At 69.7% G+C, this 19,426-nt stretch carries 18 protein-coding genes and 2 tRNA genes; 10 read left to right on the forward strand and 10 right to left on the reverse strand.

Annotated elements, in window-relative coordinates; genetic code table 11:
• The first annotated feature begins 13 nt into the window (after positions 1-13).
• The 3 genes from aroA to ACIBCK_RS29045 all read left to right on the forward strand — a co-directional run bounded on the left by aroA (position 14) and on the right by ACIBCK_RS29045 (position 2,793).
• Positions 14-1,330 (forward strand): 3-phosphoshikimate 1-carboxyvinyltransferase, encoded by a 1,317-nt coding sequence (aroA, locus tag ACIBCK_RS29035; protein WP_399394960.1) that lies wholly within the window; start codon positions 14-16, stop codon positions 1,328-1,330.
• Between the two features lie 16 nt (positions 1,331-1,346).
• The gene (gene rsgA, locus ACIBCK_RS29040; protein ID WP_399394961.1) at positions 1,347-2,360 is read left to right on the forward strand and encodes a ribosome small subunit-dependent GTPase A; all 1,014 of its coding nucleotides are present in this window, start codon (positions 1,347-1,349) and stop codon (positions 2,358-2,360) included.
• Positions 2,361-2,469: 109 nt separating this feature from the next.
• Positions 2,470-2,793, forward strand: a complete 324-nt coding sequence (locus ACIBCK_RS29045; RefSeq protein ID WP_344525002.1) for a multidrug efflux SMR transporter — start codon at positions 2,470-2,472, stop codon at positions 2,791-2,793.
• A gap of 44 nt (positions 2,794-2,837) precedes the next feature.
• Here ACIBCK_RS29045 and ACIBCK_RS29050 read toward each other — a convergent pair whose 3' ends face one another.
• Positions 2,838-3,443 carry a TetR/AcrR family transcriptional regulator gene (locus ACIBCK_RS29050; protein ID WP_399394963.1) on the reverse strand — a complete coding sequence of 202 codons (606 nt, stop codon included), beginning with the start codon at positions 3,441-3,443 and terminating at the stop codon, positions 2,838-2,840.
• Between the two features lie 162 nt (positions 3,444-3,605).
• Between ACIBCK_RS29050 and hisN the strand changes: the two genes are divergently transcribed.
• Both hisN and ACIBCK_RS29060 read left to right on the forward strand, forming a co-directional pair.
• Positions 3,606-4,406, forward strand: a complete 801-nt coding sequence (gene hisN / locus ACIBCK_RS29055) for a histidinol-phosphatase (RefSeq protein WP_361181617.1) — start codon at positions 3,606-3,608, stop codon at positions 4,404-4,406.
• A 146-nt stretch (positions 4,407-4,552) separates the two neighbouring features.
• Entirely contained in the window at positions 4,553-4,954 is a 402-nt protein-coding gene (locus ACIBCK_RS29060) for a cyclic nucleotide-binding/CBS domain-containing protein (RefSeq protein ID WP_399394965.1), read from the forward strand.
• A gap of 89 nt (positions 4,955-5,043) precedes the next feature.
• Here the strand turns inward: ACIBCK_RS29060 and ACIBCK_RS29065 are convergent, their stop codons facing one another.
• Positions 5,044-6,513: a catalase gene (locus ACIBCK_RS29065; protein ID WP_399395326.1), complete on the reverse strand. Its 1,470-nt coding sequence runs from the start codon at positions 6,511-6,513 to the stop codon at positions 5,044-5,046.
• Positions 6,514-6,639: 126 nt separating this feature from the next.
• On the opposite strand from ACIBCK_RS29065, the gene ACIBCK_RS29070 reads away from it, so the two are divergent.
• The 4 genes from ACIBCK_RS29070 (at position 6,640) to ACIBCK_RS29085 (ending at position 10,042) form a co-directional block, all read left to right on the forward strand.
• A complete protein-coding gene (locus ACIBCK_RS29070) occupies positions 6,640-7,056 on the forward strand; it encodes a Fur family transcriptional regulator (RefSeq protein WP_399394967.1) in 417 nt (138 codons plus the stop codon).
• A gap of 110 nt (positions 7,057-7,166) precedes the next feature.
• Positions 7,167-7,961, forward strand: coding sequence for an ABC transporter ATP-binding protein (locus tag ACIBCK_RS29075; protein WP_399394969.1), 795 nt, complete (start codon positions 7,167-7,169; stop codon positions 7,959-7,961).
• Positions 7,958-8,836, forward strand: coding sequence for an ABC transporter permease (locus ACIBCK_RS29080; RefSeq protein ID WP_399394971.1), 879 nt, complete (start codon positions 7,958-7,960; stop codon positions 8,834-8,836). Before ACIBCK_RS29075 ends, ACIBCK_RS29080 begins: the two co-directional genes overlap by 4 nt.
• A 54-nt stretch (positions 8,837-8,890) precedes the next feature.
• Positions 8,891-10,042 (forward strand): ABC transporter substrate-binding protein, encoded by a 1,152-nt coding sequence (locus tag ACIBCK_RS29085; protein ID WP_399395328.1) that lies wholly within the window; start codon positions 8,891-8,893, stop codon positions 10,040-10,042.
• A 58-nt stretch (positions 10,043-10,100) separates the two neighbouring features.
• Here ACIBCK_RS29085 and ACIBCK_RS29090 read toward each other — a convergent pair.
• The 4 genes from ACIBCK_RS29090 to ACIBCK_RS29105 form a co-directional block, all read right to left on the reverse strand.
• Positions 10,101-10,174, reverse strand: a tRNA-Met gene (locus ACIBCK_RS29090).
• 135 nt (positions 10,175-10,309) lie between these two features.
• Entirely contained in the window at positions 10,310-12,109 is a 1,800-nt protein-coding gene (locus ACIBCK_RS29095; protein ID WP_399394973.1) for a sel1 repeat family protein, read from the reverse strand.
• 219 nt (positions 12,110-12,328) lie between these two features.
• Positions 12,329-12,402: transfer RNA gene (locus ACIBCK_RS29100), tRNA-Met, on the reverse strand.
• 50 nt (positions 12,403-12,452) lie between these two features.
• Positions 12,453-15,374 carry a UPF0182 family protein gene (locus tag ACIBCK_RS29105; protein ID WP_399395330.1) on the reverse strand — a complete coding sequence of 974 codons (2,922 nt, stop codon included), beginning with the start codon at positions 15,372-15,374 and terminating at the stop codon, positions 12,453-12,455.
• A 145-nt stretch (positions 15,375-15,519) separates the two neighbouring features.
• Between ACIBCK_RS29105 and ACIBCK_RS29110 the strand changes: the two genes are divergently transcribed.
• The gene (locus tag ACIBCK_RS29110; RefSeq protein WP_399394974.1) at positions 15,520-16,059 is read left to right on the forward strand and encodes a PPA1309 family protein; all 540 of its coding nucleotides are present in this window, start codon (positions 15,520-15,522) and stop codon (positions 16,057-16,059) included.
• Between the two features lie 67 nt (positions 16,060-16,126).
• Here the strand turns inward: ACIBCK_RS29110 and ACIBCK_RS29115 are convergent, their stop codons facing one another.
• The 4 genes from ACIBCK_RS29115 to ACIBCK_RS29130 form a co-directional block, all read right to left on the reverse strand.
• Positions 16,127-17,215 (reverse strand): PDZ domain-containing protein, encoded by a 1,089-nt coding sequence (locus tag ACIBCK_RS29115; RefSeq protein WP_399394976.1) that lies wholly within the window; start codon positions 17,213-17,215, stop codon positions 16,127-16,129.
• Between the two features lie 66 nt (positions 17,216-17,281).
• Positions 17,282-17,452, reverse strand: coding sequence for a hypothetical protein (locus ACIBCK_RS29120; RefSeq protein WP_363209163.1), 171 nt, complete (start codon positions 17,450-17,452; stop codon positions 17,282-17,284).
• 140 nt (positions 17,453-17,592) lie between these two features.
• Positions 17,593-18,057 carry a molybdenum cofactor biosynthesis protein MoaE gene (locus tag ACIBCK_RS29125; RefSeq protein WP_399394979.1) on the reverse strand — a complete coding sequence of 155 codons (465 nt, stop codon included), beginning with the start codon at positions 18,055-18,057 and terminating at the stop codon, positions 17,593-17,595.
• Positions 18,058-18,177: 120 nt separating this feature from the next.
• Positions 18,178-19,290 carry an NAD-dependent epimerase/dehydratase family protein gene (locus ACIBCK_RS29130; RefSeq protein ID WP_160507120.1) on the reverse strand — a complete coding sequence of 371 codons (1,113 nt, stop codon included), beginning with the start codon at positions 19,288-19,290 and terminating at the stop codon, positions 18,178-18,180.
• Between the last annotated feature and the right edge of the window lie 136 nt (positions 19,291-19,426).

The following is a 19,426-nucleotide window of genomic DNA, read 5'->3' on the forward strand; positions in this document are numbered from 1 at the left end:
CTAAAGTGGGGGCATGACCGTGAACCCAGCGCACAGCACCCTCTGGCCAGCCCCGCACGCGAGCGGAGCCGTCGCCGCGACGGTCCATGTACCCGGGTCCAAATCGGTCACCAACCGCGGCCTCGTCCTCGCCGCCCTCGCCGCCGAGCCCGGCTGGCTGCGCCGGCCGCTGCGCTCCCGCGACACCCTCCTGATGGCGGGCGCCCTGCGCGCGCTCGGCGTCGGCATCGAGGAAGGCGTCGGCCCGGACGGCTCCGGTGAGGCCTGGCGGATCATCCCCTCCGGCCTGCACGGCCCCGCCACGATCGACGTGGGCAACGCGGGCACGGTCATGCGCTTCCTGCCCCCGGTCGCCGCCCTCGCCGACGGCCCGATCCGCTTCGACGGCGACCCCCGTTCGTACGAGCGGCCGCTGAACGGCGTGATCGACGCGCTGCGCGTGCTCGGCGCCCGTATCGACGACGACAGCCGTGGTGCGCTGCCGCTGACCGTGCACGGCGGCGGCGCCCTGGACGGCGGCCCCGTCGAGATCGACGCCTCCTCGTCCTCCCAGTTCGTGAGCGCCCTGCTGCTCTCGGGCCCGCGCTTCAACCAGGGTGTCGAGGTGCGTCACACCGGCTCAGCGCTGCCCTCCATGCCGCACATCCGGATGACCGTCGACATGCTCCGCGCGGTCGGCGCCCAGGTGGACACCCCGGAGTCGGGCGGCGAGCCGAACGTGTGGCGGGTCACCCCCGGCGCCCTGCTCGGCCGTGACCTGACCGTCGAGCCCGACCTCTCGAACGCCCAGCCGTTCCTGGCCGCGGCCCTTGTCACCGGCGGTCGCGTGACCGTCCCGGACTGGCCCGCGCACACCACGCAGCCCGGCGACAAGCTGCGGGAGATCTTCACCGAGATGGGTGGTTCCTGCGAACTGACCGCGCAGGGGCTTGTGTTCACCGGCTCCGGCTCGATCCACGGCATCGACGTGGACCTGAGCGAGGTCGGCGAGCTCACCCCCGGCATCGCGGCCGTCGCGGCCCTCGCCGACTCCCCCTCGACCCTGCGCGGCGTCGCCCACCTGCGGCTGCACGAGACGGACCGCCTGGCGGCCCTCACCAAGGAGATCAACGAACTCGGCGGCGACGTCACCGAGACCGCCGACGGCCTGCACATCCGTCCGCGCCGCCTGCACGGCGGGATCTTCCACACGTACGACGACCACCGCATGGCCACCGCGGGCGCGATCATCGGCCTGGCGGTGGAGGGCGTACAGATCGAGAACGTGGCGACGACGGCGAAGACGCTGCCCGACTTCCCCGACCTCTGGACCGGAATGCTCGGGAACTGACGGGCGGACCCAGGACATGCGCCGCTACGGAAAGAACCCCGACGAGGACGACATCCGCGTCCGCCCCAACCGCAAGGGCAACCGCCCGCGCACCCACATCAGGCCCAAGCACGAGGACGCGTCCGACGGCATGGTCCTGACCGTCGACCGGGGCCGCCTCACCGTCCTGGTCGACGACCGGATCGTGCTGGCCATGAAGGCCCGCGAACTGGGCCGCAAGGCCGCCGTGGTGGGCGACCGGGTCTCGCTCGTCGGTGATCTCTCCGGCAAGAAGGACACTCTCGCGCGCATCGTGCGCATCTCGCCGCGTACGTCGGTCCTGCGGCGCACGGCCGACGACGACGACCCGTACGAGCGGGTGGTCGTCGCCAACGCCGACCAGCTGGCCATCGTCACCGCGCTCGCCGATCCGGAGCCGCGCACGCGCCTGATCGACCGCTGCATCGTTGCGGCGTACGACGGCGGTCTCACGCCGCTCCTCGTCCTGACCAAGTCCGACCTGGCGTCCGCCGACAAGATCCTGGAGACCTACTCCACGCTCGACATGCCCTATGTCGTCACCAGCCGTGAGGAGTTCACCGACGACGCGGAGCTCGCCCGGGTGCACGAGGTGCTCGACGGCAAGATCACCGCGTTCGTCGGGCACTCCGGGGTGGGCAAGACGACACTGGTCAACGCCCTGGTCCCGGAGGACCGTCGGCGCAGCACCGGGCACGTCAACGCCGTCACGGGCCGCGGGCGGCACACCACCGTGTCGGCGCTCGCGCTCCCGCTGGCGGGCTCGGACGGCGGCTGGGTGGTCGACACGCCCGGCGTGCGGTCCTTCGGCCTGCACCACGTGGACCCGTCCCGCGTCATCCTCGCCTTCCCCGATCTGGTGCCGGGGACGGAGGAGTGCCCGCGCGCGTGCAGCCACGACGAACCGGACTGCGCGCTGGACGCGTGGGTGGAGCAGGGTCACGCGGACCCCGCGCGGCTCTACTCACTGCGCAGGCTCCTCGCCACCCGTGAGCGACGCGAGGACGACTGACCTCGCCGTTGTTTGCGCCCGGGGACCGGCGGCAAAGGCATAATCGCACCATGCCTGATCCAAGCCAGGCGAAGCGGTCACCGAGCGTACGGTTGCGGGAGGCAGAAACATGGCGTGGCTGCTGGTCATCGTCGCGGGGTTCCTGGAGACCGGTTTCGCGGTCTGCCTCAAGCTCTCGCACGGCTTCACCCGGCTCTGGCCGACGATCACCTTCGCCGCCTTCGCGCTGGGCAGCTTCGGTCTGCTCACGCTCGCGCTGCGCAAGCTCGACGTGGGTCCCGCGTACGCGGTCTGGACGGGCATCGGCGCCGCGGGCACCGCGATCTACGGAATGATCTTCCTCGGTGACGTGGTCTCCACGCTCAAGATCGTCTCCATCTCGCTGGTCATCGCGGGCGTCATCGGCCTGCAGCTCTCGGGCTCCGCGCACTAGAACGGCTCCTCGGGTGTTCCAGGCGTTTCAGGTGTTTCAGGCGTTCAGGCGTTGATCCAGCGTCCGACGGCCCCGCGCACGAGTTCCTCTGGGTCCTCACCCGCCGATGAGGGCGCGACGACGTACGACAGCGCCATCCGTACGGCGCTCTCGCAGGCCATGGCCAGTTCCTGTGTGTCCTTCGGCCGCGCCCTGCCGTCCAGCGCGTTCACCGCCTTGTCCCGGACGAGAGCGAGCAGTTCGGCGGGCGAGGGGATGCCCGCGTCCGCGCGCCGCTGTGCCGGTACGGGTGAGGCGGAGACCCCGGGCCTGCTCGGCGCGGGCAGGCGTTCGCTCCAGCAGCCGGTGAGCATCGCCCGCGTGAGTTCGCTGCCGCGGGCGGCGGCGATCGTCCACGCGCCCACGGCCGCGAGCCGGTCCACCGGGCCGCCCGCCACGGCCAACGCCCGCTCCACACCGTGCAGATACGCGTCGCTCTCGCGCCGGAGCAGGGCGCGCGCGAGGCCGTCCTTGCTGCCGAACTCGTTGTAGAGGGTCTGCCGGGACACCCCGGCGGTGGCCGCGACATCGACCATGCGGACGTTTGGCCACGGCCGGCGGGCGAGCGCCGTCCTGGCCGCGTCCAGTAAGGATTCCCGTGCCGCAGGCATCGTCGCCTCCAGGGGCCGAAGCGGCTCTGCGGCCAGAGTTGACGCGCTCGGGAGCGGTGTCAATAGCCCTGGCGCGACCTGGAACCGTATGCGTCATGTCCCGGAATGGCCCGGACATACGGCGCTGTGGCTCAGGCACAACGAGATCGATACTGTTCACTCATGCCCGACTACCACGATGATCTGCGTCTTGCCCATGTCCTCGCGGACGCCGCCGACGCCGCGACGATGGACCGGTTCAAGGCTCTCGACCTCAAGGTCGAGACCAAGCCGGACATGACGCCGGTGAGCGAGGCGGACAAAACGGCCGAGGAGCTGATCCGTTCGAACCTGAAGCGGGGCCGGCCGCGCGACGCGATCCTCGGCGAGGAGTTCGGCGTCGAGGGCACGGGCCCCCGCCGCTGGGTGATCGACCCGATCGACGGCACCAAGAACTACGTACGCGGGGTGCCGGTCTGGGCCACGCTGATCTCCCTGATGGAGGCGGGCGAGGGCGGCTTCCAGCCGGTGGTGGGAGTCGTGTCGGCGCCCGCGCTCGGCCGGCGCTGGTGGGCGGCCAAGGGCGCCGGGGCCTACACCGGGCGCAGCCTGACCTCCGCGACCAGGATCCACGCCTCCAAGGTCTCGCGGCTGCAGGACGCGTCCTTCGCGTACTCCTCGCTCTCGGGCTGGGAGGAGCAGGGCCGCCTCGACGGGTTCATGGACCTCACGCGCGCGGTCTGGCGCACCCGGGGGTACGGCGACTTCTGGCCGTACATGATGGTCGCCGAGGGCTCGGTCGACATCTGCGCGGAGCCCGAGCTCTCGCTCTGGGACATGGCGGCGACCGCGATCATCGTGACCGAGGCGGGCGGCACCTTCACCGGCCTCGACGGGGCTCCGGGCCCGCACAGCGGCAACGCCGCGGCGTCGAACGGCCTGCTCCACGACGAGCTGCTCGGCTACCTCAACCAGCGCTACTGAGGCGCACTCCTCCTGGACGCACGCCCTGAACTGGCAGCACGCGCCCCCTTGTTGACGCACCGCATGGCTGCGACTCTGAGAGTTCCCCCACTTGTGAACTTGTGAATCGCTTCTCTTGCGGTCCACTCAGGAGGTGGCTCAAGCCCATGCTCGTCCGCGACGCCATGAGCACGGTGGTCCTCACCATCGGTCCCGCCCACACACTGCGCCAGGCGGCCCGCCTGATGTCGACGCGCCGCGTCGGCGCGGCCGTCGTCCTCGACTCCGACAACTCCGGTCTGGGAATCCTGACCGAGCGCGACGTCCTCATCTCGCTGGGGCTCGGCCAGAACCCCGACACCGAGACCGCCGGCACCCACACCACGACCGATGTCGTCTTCGCCACCCCGTCATGGACTTTGGAGGATGCCGCCGACGCCATGTCGCACGGCGGCTTCCGGCACCTGATCGTGATGGACGGCAACGAACCGTCCGGCATCGTCTCGGTCCGCGACATCATCCGCTGCTGGGCGCCGAGCAGGCGCCACGGGGCATCCCTTACGGTCTGAGCGCACCCCGGAAACGAAAGAGGGCGGGCCGGACCCCCGAAGGGAACCCGGCCCGCCTTCCTCCCCGAAGGGAGCCACGACAAGCGGTCTCAGCCGCGAAGGGCCTGGACCGCGGCCTCCAGACGCTTGCCGAAGTCACCGTCCGCCTGACGGAAGTTGTTGATCGCGCGCTCGGCGATGTCGTCGCGGGAGACGCCCGCGATGTTGCCGGCGAGGTTCTCGATCAGACGGCCCTTCTCGTCCTCGGACATCTTGCGGTAGAGGTTGCCCGCCTGCACGAAGTCGTTGTCCTCGGCGTGCGAGGGCGCCTCGTGATTGCCCGTGCCACCACTGACCGGGGTGGTCACCCAGAGCGGCCGGTCCGTCTGGAACGGGCCGCCGAAGGAGTTCGGCTCGTAGTTCTTCGTGCCCTTGTGGCGGCCGTCGTACAGCGCGCCGTCACGCGAGTTGGTGCGCGCCTCGGTGGCGTGCGGGCGGTTCACCGGCAGGTGGTCGGCATTGATGCCGACGCGGTAGCGGTGCGCGTCGCCGTACGCGAAGAGACGGCCCTGGAGCATCTTGTCCGGGGACGGACCGATGCCGGGAACGAAGTGCGCGGGCGAGAAGATGCTCTGCTCGACCTCGGCGAAGATGTTCTCCGGGTTGCGGTTGAGCTCCAGCTTGCCGATCTCGATCGGCGGGTAGTCCTCGTGCGGCCACACCTTGGTGAGGTCGAACGGATTGAAGCGGTACGTCGCCGCATCGGCCGCCGGCATGATCTGCACCTGCACGGTCCAGGACGGGAACTCGCCGCGCTCGATGGCCTCGCGCAGATCGCGCTGGTGGGAGTCCGGGTCCATGCCGGACATCTGGTTCGCCTCGTCCGTGGTGAGGTTCTTGATCCCCTGGTCGGTCTTGAAGTGGTACTTGACCCAGAAGACCTCGCCGGCCTCGTTGTTCCACTGGTACGTGTGCGAGCCGTACCCGTTCATGTGGCGCAGCGTGGCGGGGATGCCGCGGTCGCCGAAGAGCCAGGTGACCTGGTGGGTCGACTCGGGGCTCAGGCCCCAGAAGTCCCACACGTTGTCGGCCTCCTGCGAGCCCGTGTACGGGTCGCGCTTCTGCGTGTGGATGAAGTCGGGGAACTTGATGGCGTCCTTGATGAAGAAGACGGGGGTGTTGTTCCCGACCAGGTCGTAGTTCCCCTCCTCCGTGTAGAACTTCAGGGCGAAGCCACGGGGGTCGCGCACGGCGTCGGCGGAGCCGAGGTTGCCGGCCACGGTGGAGAACCGGAGGAAGGTCTCCGTCTGCTTGCCGACCTCGGAGAGGAACTTCGCCCGCGTCCACTGCGAGACGTCGCGGGTCAGCGTGAAGGTGCCGTACGCACCGGCGCCACGCGCGTGGACGATGCGCTCCGGGATGCGCTCGCGGTTGAAGTGCGCGAGCTTCTCGAGCAGCGCCTGGTCCTGGACGAGAACCGGACCGCCGACACCAGCGGTCTCGCTGTTCTGGTTGTCGGCGACCGGCGCGCCGGCCTCCGTGGTGAGCGGTCCCTGCGTCACGTGCGCCTCCTGCGTCATTTCCTGCAAGTCCTGTCCTTGGGTTTCGCTGAACCCGATCCTACGATGGACTTTGTCTAAGTCAAGTAAACATCCAAAGTCACACCTCGTCGGGAGTTAGGCATCTCGCCTGCTAGGCTGGTTCGCATGAGCGACCTGTTGGAACGACTGCGCGGCCGCGGCTGGCGCATGACCGCGCAGCGGCGCGTCGTGGCCGAGGTCCTCGACGGGGACCACGTACACCTGACCGCGGACGAGGTGCACGCCCGCGCCGTGGACAAACTGCCCGAGATCTCCCGGGCGACCGTCTACAACACCCTGGGCGAGCTGGTGACCATCGGCGAGGTCCTCGAGGTCTCGACGGACCGCAGGGCCAAGCGGTACGACCCGAACGCCCACCGTCCCCACCAGCACCTGGTGTGCGCGAAGTGCGGCACGATCCGCGACGTCCACCCCACGGGCAACCCCCTGAGCAGCCTCCCCGACTCGGAACGCTTCGGCTTCACGGTCGAGGCCGCGGACGTCACGTACCGGGGCACGTGCCCTAACTGCGCGGGGGCGTAGCTCGGCACCTGCGGTGCATCTCAGCCACGACACACCCTCTTCCGGAATCTGACGGTGCGTCATATGGTCGGCGGCGCCCAACATCCGCCTGCCCTCCGCAAGGAGACCCCGTGGGAGACCCGCACCCGAAACTAGAAGCCCACGCAGTAACGAGAACCTTCGGCCGAGGCTCCAGGGCGGTAGAAGCCCTGGGCCCGGTGGACCTCACCATCGCCCCCGGCGAGTTCACCTGCATAGTCGGCCCCTCAGGCTGCGGAAAATCAACGCTGCTCCGCATCGCCGCAGGCCTCCTGCGCCCCAGCAGGGGCGAGCTGACCATCCGCACAGCCGCGCAGCGCCCCGCCGCGATGATCTTCCAGGACTACGGCATCTACGACTGGAAGACCGTCCAGGCCAACGTCCGCTTCGGCCTGGACATCCAGAAGGTCCCCCGCCGCGAGGCGAACGCCCGCGCCAGGGACTGGCTCACCCGCTTGGGCCTCGCCGACTTCGCCGACGCCTACCCCGCCACCCTCTCCGGCGGCATGCGCCAACGCGTGGCCATCGCCCGCGCCCTGGCCGTGGAGCCCGAAATCCTGCTGATGGACGAGCCGTTCGCGGCCCTGGACGCCCAGCTCCGCACGATCCTCCAGGACGAACTCCTCGACCTCACCCAGACCACCCGCACCACCACCCTCTTCATCACCCACAGCCTCGAAGAGGCGATCGTCCTCGGCGACCGCGTCCTGGTCATGTCCGCCCGGCCCGGCCGCATCATCGCCGAACACCGCCCGCCGTTCCCGCGACCCCGCAGCGGTGACGTACGCACGACGCCCGAATTCACCGCCCTCAAGGGCGAGTTGTGGGATCTGCTGCGCGGCGAGGTGGTCCGCGACAGCTCACGGGACGAGGCGGCCGCGGCATGACGACGACCACCTCGCCCAAAGCGCCCGAAGAACCCCAGGACGGCGTGCTCGTCCGCAAGCCCGGCCCCCAGGAGCTGCACCCCGCCCGCACCCACCGCAGGCGCCGCACCCTGGAGATCGGCCTCGCCGTCGCCGTCCCCCTCGCCCTGATCCTGCTGTGGCAACTTGCCGCCACCCAGGCCTGGATCGACGACCGCGTCTACCCCGCTCCCCAGACCATCCTCGAGGACGGCTGGGAGCGCGCGGCGGACGGTGACCTGTGGCCCGACGTGTGGGCCACGCTCAAGCGCGTCCTCGCCGGCTACGCGATCGGCACGGTCACCGGCTACGCGCTCGGCCTCCTCATGGGCTCGCTCTCCCTCGTACGCGCGGCGCTCGAACCGCTCCTGGACGCGCTGTACGTCGTACCGAAGCTGGCCCTGCTGCCCGTCTTCCTGAACATGTTCGGCCTCGGCGAGGGCCCGCAGATCGCGCTCGTGGCGGCCACCGTCTTCTTCTTCGTCTGGATCTCGACGATGGCGGCGGTGCTCGCCGTGCCGTCCGGACACCGCGACGCCGGCCAGGTCTTCGGGGCCTCGCCGTGGCAGATGTTCCGCCATGTCCTGCTGCCCGCGTCGCTGCCCGCGGTGCTCGTGGGCGCGCGGATCGCGGCGGGTGTCGCGGTCCTGGTGATCGTGGCGTCGGAGCAGATCGCCGCGTCGAACGGCCTCGGCCACCTGATCTTCGACTCCCGTGCCCTTTTCCAGAACGACGTGATGTTCGTCGGCATCGTCTGCGTCGCCGTGCTCGGCGTCGTCTTCTCCGAACTGGTGCGGATCGCGGGGCGGTTGCTCACCCCGTGGGCCCCACGCGACCGCGGCAGAAGCCAGTCATGAAGCACCCATCGTGAACCACCGGTCATGAACCATTCGTACGCGTACGGAGGCTCCATGCACACCCGCATCCGCACCCGGTTCTCCACCCTGGCTGTCCTCATCGCCGGCGCGCTGCTCGCCTCCGCGGGCTGCGCGAAGGAGGACGACGCCCCGGACTCGGCGGCGCCCACGAAGCCCCGCACCGTCGAGGCGGTCCCCGGCTGCGGCAAGGGCAGCTGGACGGACCCCTCCGACCTCGCCAAGGACCGCGCGCCCGCCCGCTGCGCCAAGGGTGCCCCTGCCCCGCGCCCGCTGCCCAAGGAGCGCAGCCTCACCATCGCGACCGGCACGCTCAGCGCCGAGTACGTCGCGCCCCTCCAAATGGCCGTGCAGAAGGGCGAGTTCAAGAAGGAGGGCCTGGACGTCGACCTCAAGGTCCTGCCGACCCCCGACGCCCTCCCCCTCCTTGCCAAGGGCGACATCGACGCCCAGTGGGCCGCCCCCGAGGCCGCCGTCATGAACGGCATCACCGGCGGCTTCACGATCAAGTGGGCCGCCGGAAACTTCTCCCCCGACGCCCGCTCCAAGAGCGGGCTGTGGGTGAAGCTGAAGAAGGGCGAGAGCGCGGGTCACGTCCCGATGGCGGGCCGCAGGCTTGGCACCATGATCGGCAAGGGCTCGGTCATCTCGTACCCCATGGGCAAGGCCCTGAAGAAGCACGGCGGCGGCCTCGACAAGATCCAGTTCCAGCAGCTGGGTTCGGCGGACGTCCTGACCGCCCTCCAGAACGGCGGCACCGACTCCGCCTGGCTCCTCGACCCGGTCTGGCGCAAGGTCGACGGCGACAAGCAGTACGCCTTCCTCGGCGGCCAGCCCCGGGGCGAACCGCTCGGCGGACTCCTGTTCGGCCCCAACCTCCTGACCGAGGACCCGGACGCGGGCGTCGCACTGCTGCGCGCGTACATCAGGACCGTGAACACGTACTTCGCCGGGGACTACAAGGCGGACAAGACCTTCGTGGCCGAGCTCGCGAAGCTCCTGAAGAACGACGAGGCGGTCCTGCGCTCGACTCCGTCACTGCGCATGGACTGGGAGATCCGGTCCGGCACCACGGACCGGCTCCAGACGGCGTACGAGGCCGCTGGTGTCGCCGAGGGCGAGAAGGTCCCGGAGGGGAAGGCGGTGGACCGCAGGCTGTACGAGGAGGCGGTGGGCCACAGGCGGTAGCGGCCGCTAAACACACCAGAGGCCGGGAAGCTAATGCTTCCCGGCCTCTGGCCTTTAGTAGCGGGGACAGGATTTGAACCTGCGACCTCTGGGTTATGAGCCCAGCGAGCTACCGAGCTGCTCCACCCCGCGCCGTTGTGTTGCAACCGTACGTCAGGGTCGACGACCAGCGCAAATCCGTTCCGCGCCCCGCTGTGCCCCCACCGGCCTGCACCCGCCCGACAGCCGCACGTCACGAAGAGCTGAGGCGCAGGGCAAGCACAGGGGCTACGCAGTGAGCTCCTGCTGCAAAGCTTCCCGCAGCCGAGCCGCCCGCTCGGAAACCTCAGCCGGCCCCAGCTCCACCGCACGGGAAGCCCACCGCTGCCCTTCGACCAGCTGCCCGCGCCGAGCGTAAAGCAGCGCAAGCCGCAGCGCAGCGCGCCCGTGCCCCGCGTCGGCGGCCCGGGTCCACCACAGCGCGGCCTCGGGCTCACTGCCCTCACGCGCAAGCAGCAGCCCCAAGTTGAACGCGCCGTTCCGGCTGCCCGCGTCCGCCGCGAGGCGGTACCACCGAGCCGCCTCGACGACGTCCCCGCGCCCCGCGGCCAGCATCCCGACCCGCACCTGCGCACGCCGGTGCCCCTGCTGGGCCGCCCGCTCGTACCACTCCTCGCACTCGGTCTTCTCCGCGGCGGGCTCCCCGAGGGCGGGCGGGCCCGCGGCGGAGCGCCGCGCGTCGAGCACGGTGCCGAGGCGGTATGCCGCCTCCGCGCTGCCGCCACCAGCGGCGCACCGCAGATGCCGCTCGGCGTCCTGCTCGTCGCCCTCCCGCAGCCGCGCGGTGCCGACCTGGAGCGCGGCCTCGGTGTGCCCGGCGGCCGCCGCACGCTCGTACCAGGGCAGGGCGGAGTCCTCGTCGTCACGGGACGCGTACAGAATCCCGAGGTTGAAGGCCGCGTCCACGCTGCCCGCCTCGGCGGCCTTGGAGAACCACGGCTCGGCGCCCGCGGCGTCGCCACCCTGGAGCAGCAGCACGGCGAGCGCGTTGGCGGCCTCGCGGTGACCGGCGTACGCGGCACGCCTGTACCACTGGTCGGCCTGCACGGTGCGCCCCTGCTCGGCGCAGAGCAGCCCGAGGTTGTACGCGCCGTTCACGTCGCCCGCGTCCATGGCCGCCCTGTACCACCGCTCGGCGGTCTGGGTCTCGCCCCGCTCGGCGTGCAGCGCACCGAGGGCGTTCGCGGCGTTGCCATCGCCGTCCTGGGCCGCCTTCAGCCACCAGACGGCGGCGCTCTCCTCGTCGCCCGCGTCACGCAGCAGGAAGCCGAGGGCGCAGGCGGCACGCGCCTCGCCGTCCTTCGCGGAGTTCAGGTACCAGCGCCCGGCCTCCTTCAGCTCGCCGCGCTGCTCCAGGATCGCGCCGAGGTGCAGCGCGGCACGCCGGTGACCGCGCGCGGCGGCCTGGCGGTACCACTGCTCGGCCTCGACGGCAGCGGAACGTACGCCTCCGTCGTCGGAGCGCCGCTCGGCGGTGGCGCGCCGGTCGAGGGCACGGGCGATGCGGTACGCGGCCTCGCGGTGACCGCGCTCGGCCGACGCCCGCATCCAGCGCTCGGCACCGACGTCACCGCGGTGCTCAAGGAGATCGGCGAGGGCGTACGCCCCCAGGGCGTGGCCCTGCTCGGCGGACTGCCGCAGCCAGTACTCCGCGGCGGGCTCGTCGCCGCGCTCGCGGTGGTGGCGTCCGAGCGCGTGCGCGGCCGCCGCGGAACCGGCGACGGCGGCGACCCGCCACCAGCCGGCCGCCTCGTCGGCGTACCCACGCTGGTGGAGGAGGACTCCGAGGTTGTTGGCCGCGGCGCGGTCGCCCTCGGCGGTCGCGGCGCGCAGCAGGGACTCGGCGCCGTCGAGATCACCGCGGCGCAGCAGCAGGCTTCCGAGGACGCTCATCGCGTCGACATCTCCGGCCTCGGCGGCCAGCCTATGGCGCAACTCTTCGGCGGCCGTCCCGGGATCCTCCCGGTCGACCGCCTGCACAAACCGCCCTGTATCCAACAGAGTTGCCTTGTCCCCCATAACGTCCATCGTCGCACCACCTGCACCCTGGGTACACCGGGTATACCGCCTCCAGCGAGGTCACTTCAGCGTTTTGTCGACATGCCCACAGAGAGATAAGTGAAACACAGTTTTCCCAACTCCCCCCGGGCGGAGCACGGTTCGCACAAGCCAGCGCATGACTCCACGGGCCCCACGCACACACGACGAAGGCCCGGATCCGATAAGGATCCGGGCCTTCGTCTTGAGTAGCGGGGACAGGATTTGAACCTGCGACCTCTGGGTTATGAGCCCAGCGAGCTACCGAGCTGCTCCACCCCGCGCCGTTGTGTTGCAACCGTACCACGGCGCGAGGAGGGTGTTTCGCAGCTGGTCAGCCGCCGTTCTTGTCTCCGTTCTTGTCGGCGTTCTTGTCGCCGCTCTTGTCGCTCTTCTTGTCCGCCGCGGCCTGGGCGTCCTCGGCTCGCTGCAGGGCGTCCTCGAGCTTCTCCTGCGCTTCGCCGTAGGCCTTCCAGTCGCCGTCCTTCAGGGCCGTCTGCCCGTCCTCGAACGCCGTCTGGGCGTCGTCGAGGGCAGCCTGCACCGTCGGGTCGTCCGACTTGGGCGGATCGGCCGGCTGGTCCGTGTCACCCTCGTCGGCCGGTGGCTTGGTCGTCCCCTCGGCGCCGAAGACCTGGTTGAGGCCGTCGCTCAGGGAGTCCGCGAAGGCGGTCTCCGTGCCGTAGGACACCGCGACCTTCTTCAGGAGCGGATACGCCGATTTACGTCCCTGTACGTACACCGGCTCGACGTAGAGGAACCCGTCGTCCAGTGGCACCGTCAGCAGATTTCCGTAGAGGACGTCGGAGTCGGCGCCCTTCATGTCCCGGACGAAGTTACCGACCTCGGTCATCGAGTTCAGCTTGTTCTGGACCTGTTCCGGGCCGTCCACGTCGCCCGTGACTCTCAGCAGTTTCATCTTGCCGAAGTCCTTGCTTCTGGCGTCGGCGTCGACCGTCATGAAGGCGCGCAGATTGGGGCGCCCGCTGGGGGTGAACGTCGTCGTCAGTGCGAACTGCTGCTGCGTCTGGCCCGGCGTCTTCATGGACAGGTAGTACGGCGGGACCGCGCTGTTGTCCTTCTTCGTCGGGTCGTTCGGCACCTGCCAGGCGTCACTCGCGTTGTAGAACTGGCCGGGGTCCGTGACGTGGTAGAGCGTCAGGAGCTCGCGCTGCACCTTGAACATGTCCTGGGGGTAGCGCAGGTGATCCATCAGGGCCTTGGGGATCTCTCCCTTGTCCTTGACGGTGTCCGGGAACGCCTTCTTCCAGGTCTTGAGGACCGGGTCCTTGTCGTCCCAGGTGTAGAGCTTGACCTCTCCGGTGTACGCGTCGACGGTCGCCTTCACCGAGTTGCGGATGTAGTTGACCTGGTTCTGCTGGGCCACCACCGCGCGCTGGTCGTCGGACTCGGACAGCGAGTCGGCCGTGGTGTCGCCGAGCGTGGTCCGCGAGGCGTACGGATAGCCGTTGCTCGTCGTGTAGGCGTCGACGACCCACTGGATCTTGCCGTCGACCACCGTCGGATACGTGTCGCCGTCGATGGTCAGCCAGGGAGCGACCGACTCGACGCGCTCCTTGGGGGTGCGGTTGTAGAGGATCCGCGACCCCTCGCCGATCGCGCCCGAGTACAGCATCTGCGGTTCGCCGAAGGACACGGCGTACGCGGCGCGGTTGATCGGGTTGGAGAGATTGACCCCGCTGTCGCCCTTGTAGCTGTAGGTCTTCTGGCCGCCACCGTCCTCTTCGTAGTCGAGCTCCTTCTGGGGCCCGCCCACGATCGAGTACTGGGTGGTCTTCTCGCCGTAGTAGATCCGCTGCTCGTACTCGCCGAGGTTGCCGCTGGTCGGCAGGCCGTAGTTCGTGAAGTCCGGGGCGCCCTTGGACCCCTTCTTCGTCTCCGTGCCCTTGGCCGTGACCATGCCGTACCCGTGGGTGTAGGCGAAGTGGTCGTTGATCCAGTTGCGCTTCTCGAGCTTGTCGAGGCTGAGCTCACGCAGACCCACGATGGTGTCCTGGCCGTTGTATCGGTCCACGTCCAGGGTCGTCGGGAAGCGGTAGTACTCGCGCTCCTGCTCCAGCTGCTGGAACGTCGGCGAGACGATGTTCGGGTCGTTCAGCCGGTAGTTGGCGGCCGAGTCCGCGTCGTCGCGCTTCTTCTTGGGATCCTCGTCGGCCTTGCCCGCGCCCTTGTAGTCCTCGGGCTTCACACCGCTGATGCCGTACGCGTTGCGCGTCGCAGCGATGTTCTTCTTGATGTACGGCGCTTCCTTGGCCTGCTCGTTCGGCTGGACCTGGAACTTCTGCACGATGGCCGGGTACAGACCGCCGATGAGGATGGCGGAGAGGACCATCAGGCCGAAGCCGATGACCGGCAGCTGCCAGGTGCGCCGCCACAGCGTCCCGAAGAAGAGCAGGGCGCAGATGACGGCGATGCAGAACAGGATGGTCTTGGCCGGCAGGTACGCGTTCGCGTCCACGTAGCGAAGGCCCGTCCAGTCGCCCGTCGCCTTGAAGTCACTGGACTTCACCGCGAGGCCGTACCGGTCGAGCCAGTACGCCACTGCCTTGAGCGTCACGAAGACGCCGAGCAGCACCGAAAGGTGCCCGGTGGACGCCGCCGTGGCGCGCGCGCCGGGGCTGGTGATCCGCAGCCCGCCGTACAGGTAGTGCGTCAGGGCGGCGGCGATCAGGGAGAGCACCGTGGCCGCGAAGCCGAAGCCGAGCAGGAAGCGGTACCAGGGCAGGTCGAACGCGAAGAACGACACGTCCAGGTGGAACTGCGGGTCCTTCTGACCGAAGGAGACGCCGTTCACCCACAGGAGCCACGTGCGCCATTGACCCGCGGCCGACGCGCCGGCGATCAGACCGACGAGCGTGGCGATGCCGAGCAGCAGCCACTTCTTGTACGGCGCGATGCTCATGCGGTACCGGTCGAGGCTCTGCTGCTCCATCGACATGGCGCTCAGCGGCGGACGCAGCCGGTGCGCCAGCCAGATGTTCAGTCCGACCGCGGCCGCCATCAGGAGGCCGAAGACGAAGAAAAGGCCGATCTTGGTCCACAGGGTCGTCGTGAAGACCGACGAATAGTTGACCGAGCGATACCACAGCCAGTCCGTCCAGAACCCCGCGAACATGACGAACACCATGGCGAGAACAGCCAGGATGCCCAGTGTCATGAGCAGGGTCCGGACGCGACGGGACGGTCGGCCCACTCTGATCCGTGGCCCCGTCGGGCCTCCGCCGCGGTCCGGCATCTGGAAAGCCAAGGTGCGCACCTCGAAGTCGATGTTGATTCTGTTGATCCGTCAGGGCCCTGTGATCGTGGACCCACACCTATGCAACTTACCTACGCTTTACTCGGTTCCCGTTTCTCGGGACTAACGAGGCAGGATTGTGACCATGTCCAACACTCCCATGGCAGCGAGCCCCCTCACCCGAGCCGTACTCGAGATCGACGAGTACGCGTCCGGCCTCGGCTGGGACCGGCCCGCACGCCTCTTCGCGCTCGTCGACACGGCGCGACTGCGCTCCCAGGAACCCGGCCTCGCCAACCAGCTCGGCCTCGACAACTCCCCCGAGGAAACCGGCCTCACCCCCATCGAGCAGGAGGAGATCCCGGAGGGCAAGCCGCTGGACGAGTTCCTCGGCACCATCGCCTGGCCGGACGCCGTGGCCGGCTGCGCCCTCACGGTGGAGCGCCTGATGCTGCCGCCGTCCGCGGAGACGTCCGTCCCCGAAGGGCTCAGCGAGGCTCAGCTCGCGAAGTGGGTCGCCGAGCACCCGGACCGCCAGGAGGTCCGCATGACGGTCGCGGTGCTTCGTGACGGTGCGCGTGAGTCGGCCCTGCGGCTGCGCGAGAAGGACTCGCCCACCGAGGTCCTCACGGGGTCCGACCTGGTTCCGGGACTCGCGGACGCGCTGGCGGCCACGTTCGCCTGACGCCACCCCGTCCCGTACGCGGGCGGGGCCGCCCCCGCCCGCGTACGTCCTTCTACTTCTTCACCGACTACTTCTTGACCGTGCACTGCGGCAGGTCGGTGGTGTCGCCCTTGCGGATGTCGTCGAGGGCGTCGACCGCGTCGTCGATGGTGTCCACCTTGACGAGCGTGAGGCCGTCCGGGACGTCCTTCGCCGCCGTGGCGCAGTTGTCCTTCGGCGTCAGGAAGTACTCGGCGCCCTTGGCGCGCGCGCCGACCGTCTTCATGCCGATGCCGCCGATGGGGCCGACCTTGCCGTTGTCCTCGATCGTGCCGGTGCCGGCCACGAAGTTGCCGCCGGTGAGGTCGTTCGGGGTCAGCTTGTCGACGATGCCGAGCGCGAACATCAGTCCGGCGCTGGGGCCGCCGACGTCGGCGAGCTTGATGTCGATGGTGAACGGGAACGTGTGATCGGTGCCCGCCTGGATGCCGACGATCGCGCGGCCGTCCTTCGCCTTCTCCGTGGTGATCTTCACGTCCTCCGTCCGGGTCGGCTCCTTGCCGGCCTTCTCGGCGGCGGCCGCCTCCTTGACGGGGACGAGGCTGAAGGTCACGTCCTGGCCCGGCTTGTGCTTGGTGACCAGCTCGGCGACGTCCGACATCTCCTTCACGGGCCTGCCGTCGACCTTCCTGATGACGTCGCCCGCGTGGAGCTTGCCCTCGGCGGGGCTGTTCTTGAAGACGGTGGAGACGACGACCTGCGACTTCACCGGGAGGTCCAGTTCCCTGAGCGCCGCGACCTTCGCGCTCTCCTGGGACTGGCTGAACTCCTCGGCGTTCTCCTGGGTCGACTGCTGCTCGGTCTTGCCGTCCGGGTAGAGGGTGTCGTGCGGCACCACGATGTTGTCGTGGGCCAGCCAGCCGTACACGGCCTCCGCGATGTTCATGTTGTAGTCGGCGCTCGTGACCCGGACCGTCGTCATGTTGAGGTGACCGGTCGTCGGGTAGGTCTTGTGGCCGGAGATCTGCAGCACCGGCTCGCCGCCGTGGTCGCCGAGGGTGTTCACCGTCGGACCCGGGGACATCTCCGAGTACGGCACTTTGATGAGGACTCCGGCGCAGAGCAGCGCGATCAGCATCAGGGTGGAGGCGAGCATCGTCGCGGTGCGGCGTGGCATGGAACGACAGTACGGGACCTGCCTGTCAGTGCACCCCTGGGGCCGGTCCGTACGGGGCCCGGGGCCTCAGGTCCCGGAGTGCGACTTCTCCATCGCCTCGCGGAAGGCCGCGTAGCCGTTCAGCTCGCTGTGGTCCCCGGTCTTGCCGGACTTGCGGTTGCGCGCCGCCAGGGCGGCCCACAGCCCCGCACCGACGGCTGCCGCAAACGGAATCAGCAACCAGGCAAGTGATGCCATGTCGACCTCCCGACCCCTTGAGCGACCGCAACTGACTGATCAGCAGATTAACCATCCGCTGCGTCAACGCTCACGCCAGGGGTCGGGTTACGCAACTGGAGGCTCTTGGGGCCAATTGGCCGGATGGGATCAGCAGGACGTCAGCAGGCGCCGACCCACTCCTCTTGGCCATCGGAGAAGCGCTGGTGCTTCCAGATCGGCACCTCGTGCTTGAGGTCGTCGATCAGCTTGCGGCAGGCGGCGAAGGCCTCCGCGCGGTGCGGGCAGGAGACCGCCACCACGACCGCGAGGTCGCCCACCGCCAGGTCACCGACGCGGTGGACGGCAGCCAGGGCGCGCACCGGAAATTCGCCGACGACCTTCTCGGCCACCCGGCGCATCTCGGCCTCGGCCGTCGGGTGGGTCGAATAGCCGAGCTCGTCGACGTCCGCACCGCCGTCGTGGTTGCGCACGGTTCCCACGAAGAGCGCGGTGCCGCCCGCGGCCTCGTCACCGACGGCCCGGAAGACCTCGTCCAGGGAGAGCGGTGCGTCACGGATCGCCAGGAGCCTGATGGGGTCCTGTGCGGCCTGCTCGCCGGGGTGGTCGTTCGTGGTGCGTGCCATGCGGCCATGGTGCCGCACGGCACGGACATCACGGAATAGCGCTTTCGCCCGGCACGCGCGCGTGCCGCGTTGGAGTTCTCTACAGGGGGCGACAGCTCCCGGCCCGTCCCGCGGCGAGTCTCAGATCCGGCGCCGCGCCTTCCGCGCGCGCCGCACCACCGCCGCGGCGCCCAGCAGCGCGACCGTCGCACCCGCGGCTCCCGCGGCCGTCGCGTCCTTGCGGCCGAGCCTGCGTCCCGCCACGGTCCTGCGCCCAGCGACCTCCTCCAGCAGCTCCGCGAGGACCTCCTCGTTCGTCCACTGGGGCCGCCAGCCCGCGTCGTGCAGCCTGCTGACGCTGACCACCCACGGGTACATCGTGTACGCGAGGTCCCCGGCCGGAGACGGGGTGAGACCGATCCGGTGCAGCCTCGCGGCGGCGCCCAGGGCCACCGTTGAGGGCAGCTCCATGCGCCGGATCTCGCTGAGCTCCTCGACCTCTTCCTGCTCCAGCCAGCCGTCACAGCCGACGGCCAGCTCCCCGTCGACCTTCTCCAGGACGGCGTACTCCAGGGCGCTGCACAGGTCCTCGACGTGGCAGAACTGCCAGGCGGGGCGCGAGCCCGCCACCACGAGCAGCCGGGGCGACTCGAAGTACCGCGTGAGGGCGGTGTCCGTGCCGCCGACCAGGATCGCGGGGCGCACCACGGTGACGTTCAGACCGGGGTGGGCCCGGGGCGCGCGCCGGGCGAGGCGCTCCACCTCCAGGAGGTCACCGACGCCGGTCGCCTCCGCGGTGGCGCGCAGTTCGGCGTCTTCGGAGAGGGGCAGTTCGTTGTCGGACAGCGCTCCGTAGACCATCGCGGAGGTGCAGAGCACGACGCGGTGGACGCCAGCCGCGGCGGCGGCCGTCAGCACCGTCTGCGTACCGCGGACGTTGTACGCCGTACGGGCCGCCGCGTCGGTCTCCAGGTCGAGATCGAGCGCGAGGTGGACCACGACGTCCGCGCCCCGCAGCTTCTCGGCGATGGCGGGGTCCCTGACGTCCAGGATGTGCCACTGGGCCTGGGCGCACTCGCCCCGCCGCTCGTCGATGGCGACGACCTGCTTGATCTCCTCGGACGCGGCCAGGCGCTCGGTCAGGAGCGCGCCCACACCGGAGGCGGCGCCGGTGACGGCGACCACGGGCCCTCGGACGGGGGCCGGGGTTGAAAGGTTTCGCGCTGCGCGAACCTGTGGATCTGGGGAACTCACCAGGCGTCTCCAGCGGTTGTCTTCAGTAGATACGCGAATGACGCGTACGTACCAGGTGGCATCCATCCTGCCGCAGGCCATGAGTCGGCGAAGCACTGAGGCCCGATCCCGTCACGGTGTCTACGCTGGGTGGTGT

This window comes from Streptomyces sp. NPDC051218 (genome assembly GCF_044455475.1).
In the GTDB taxonomy this organism is placed as follows: domain Bacteria; phylum Actinomycetota; class Actinomycetes; order Streptomycetales; family Streptomycetaceae; genus Streptomyces.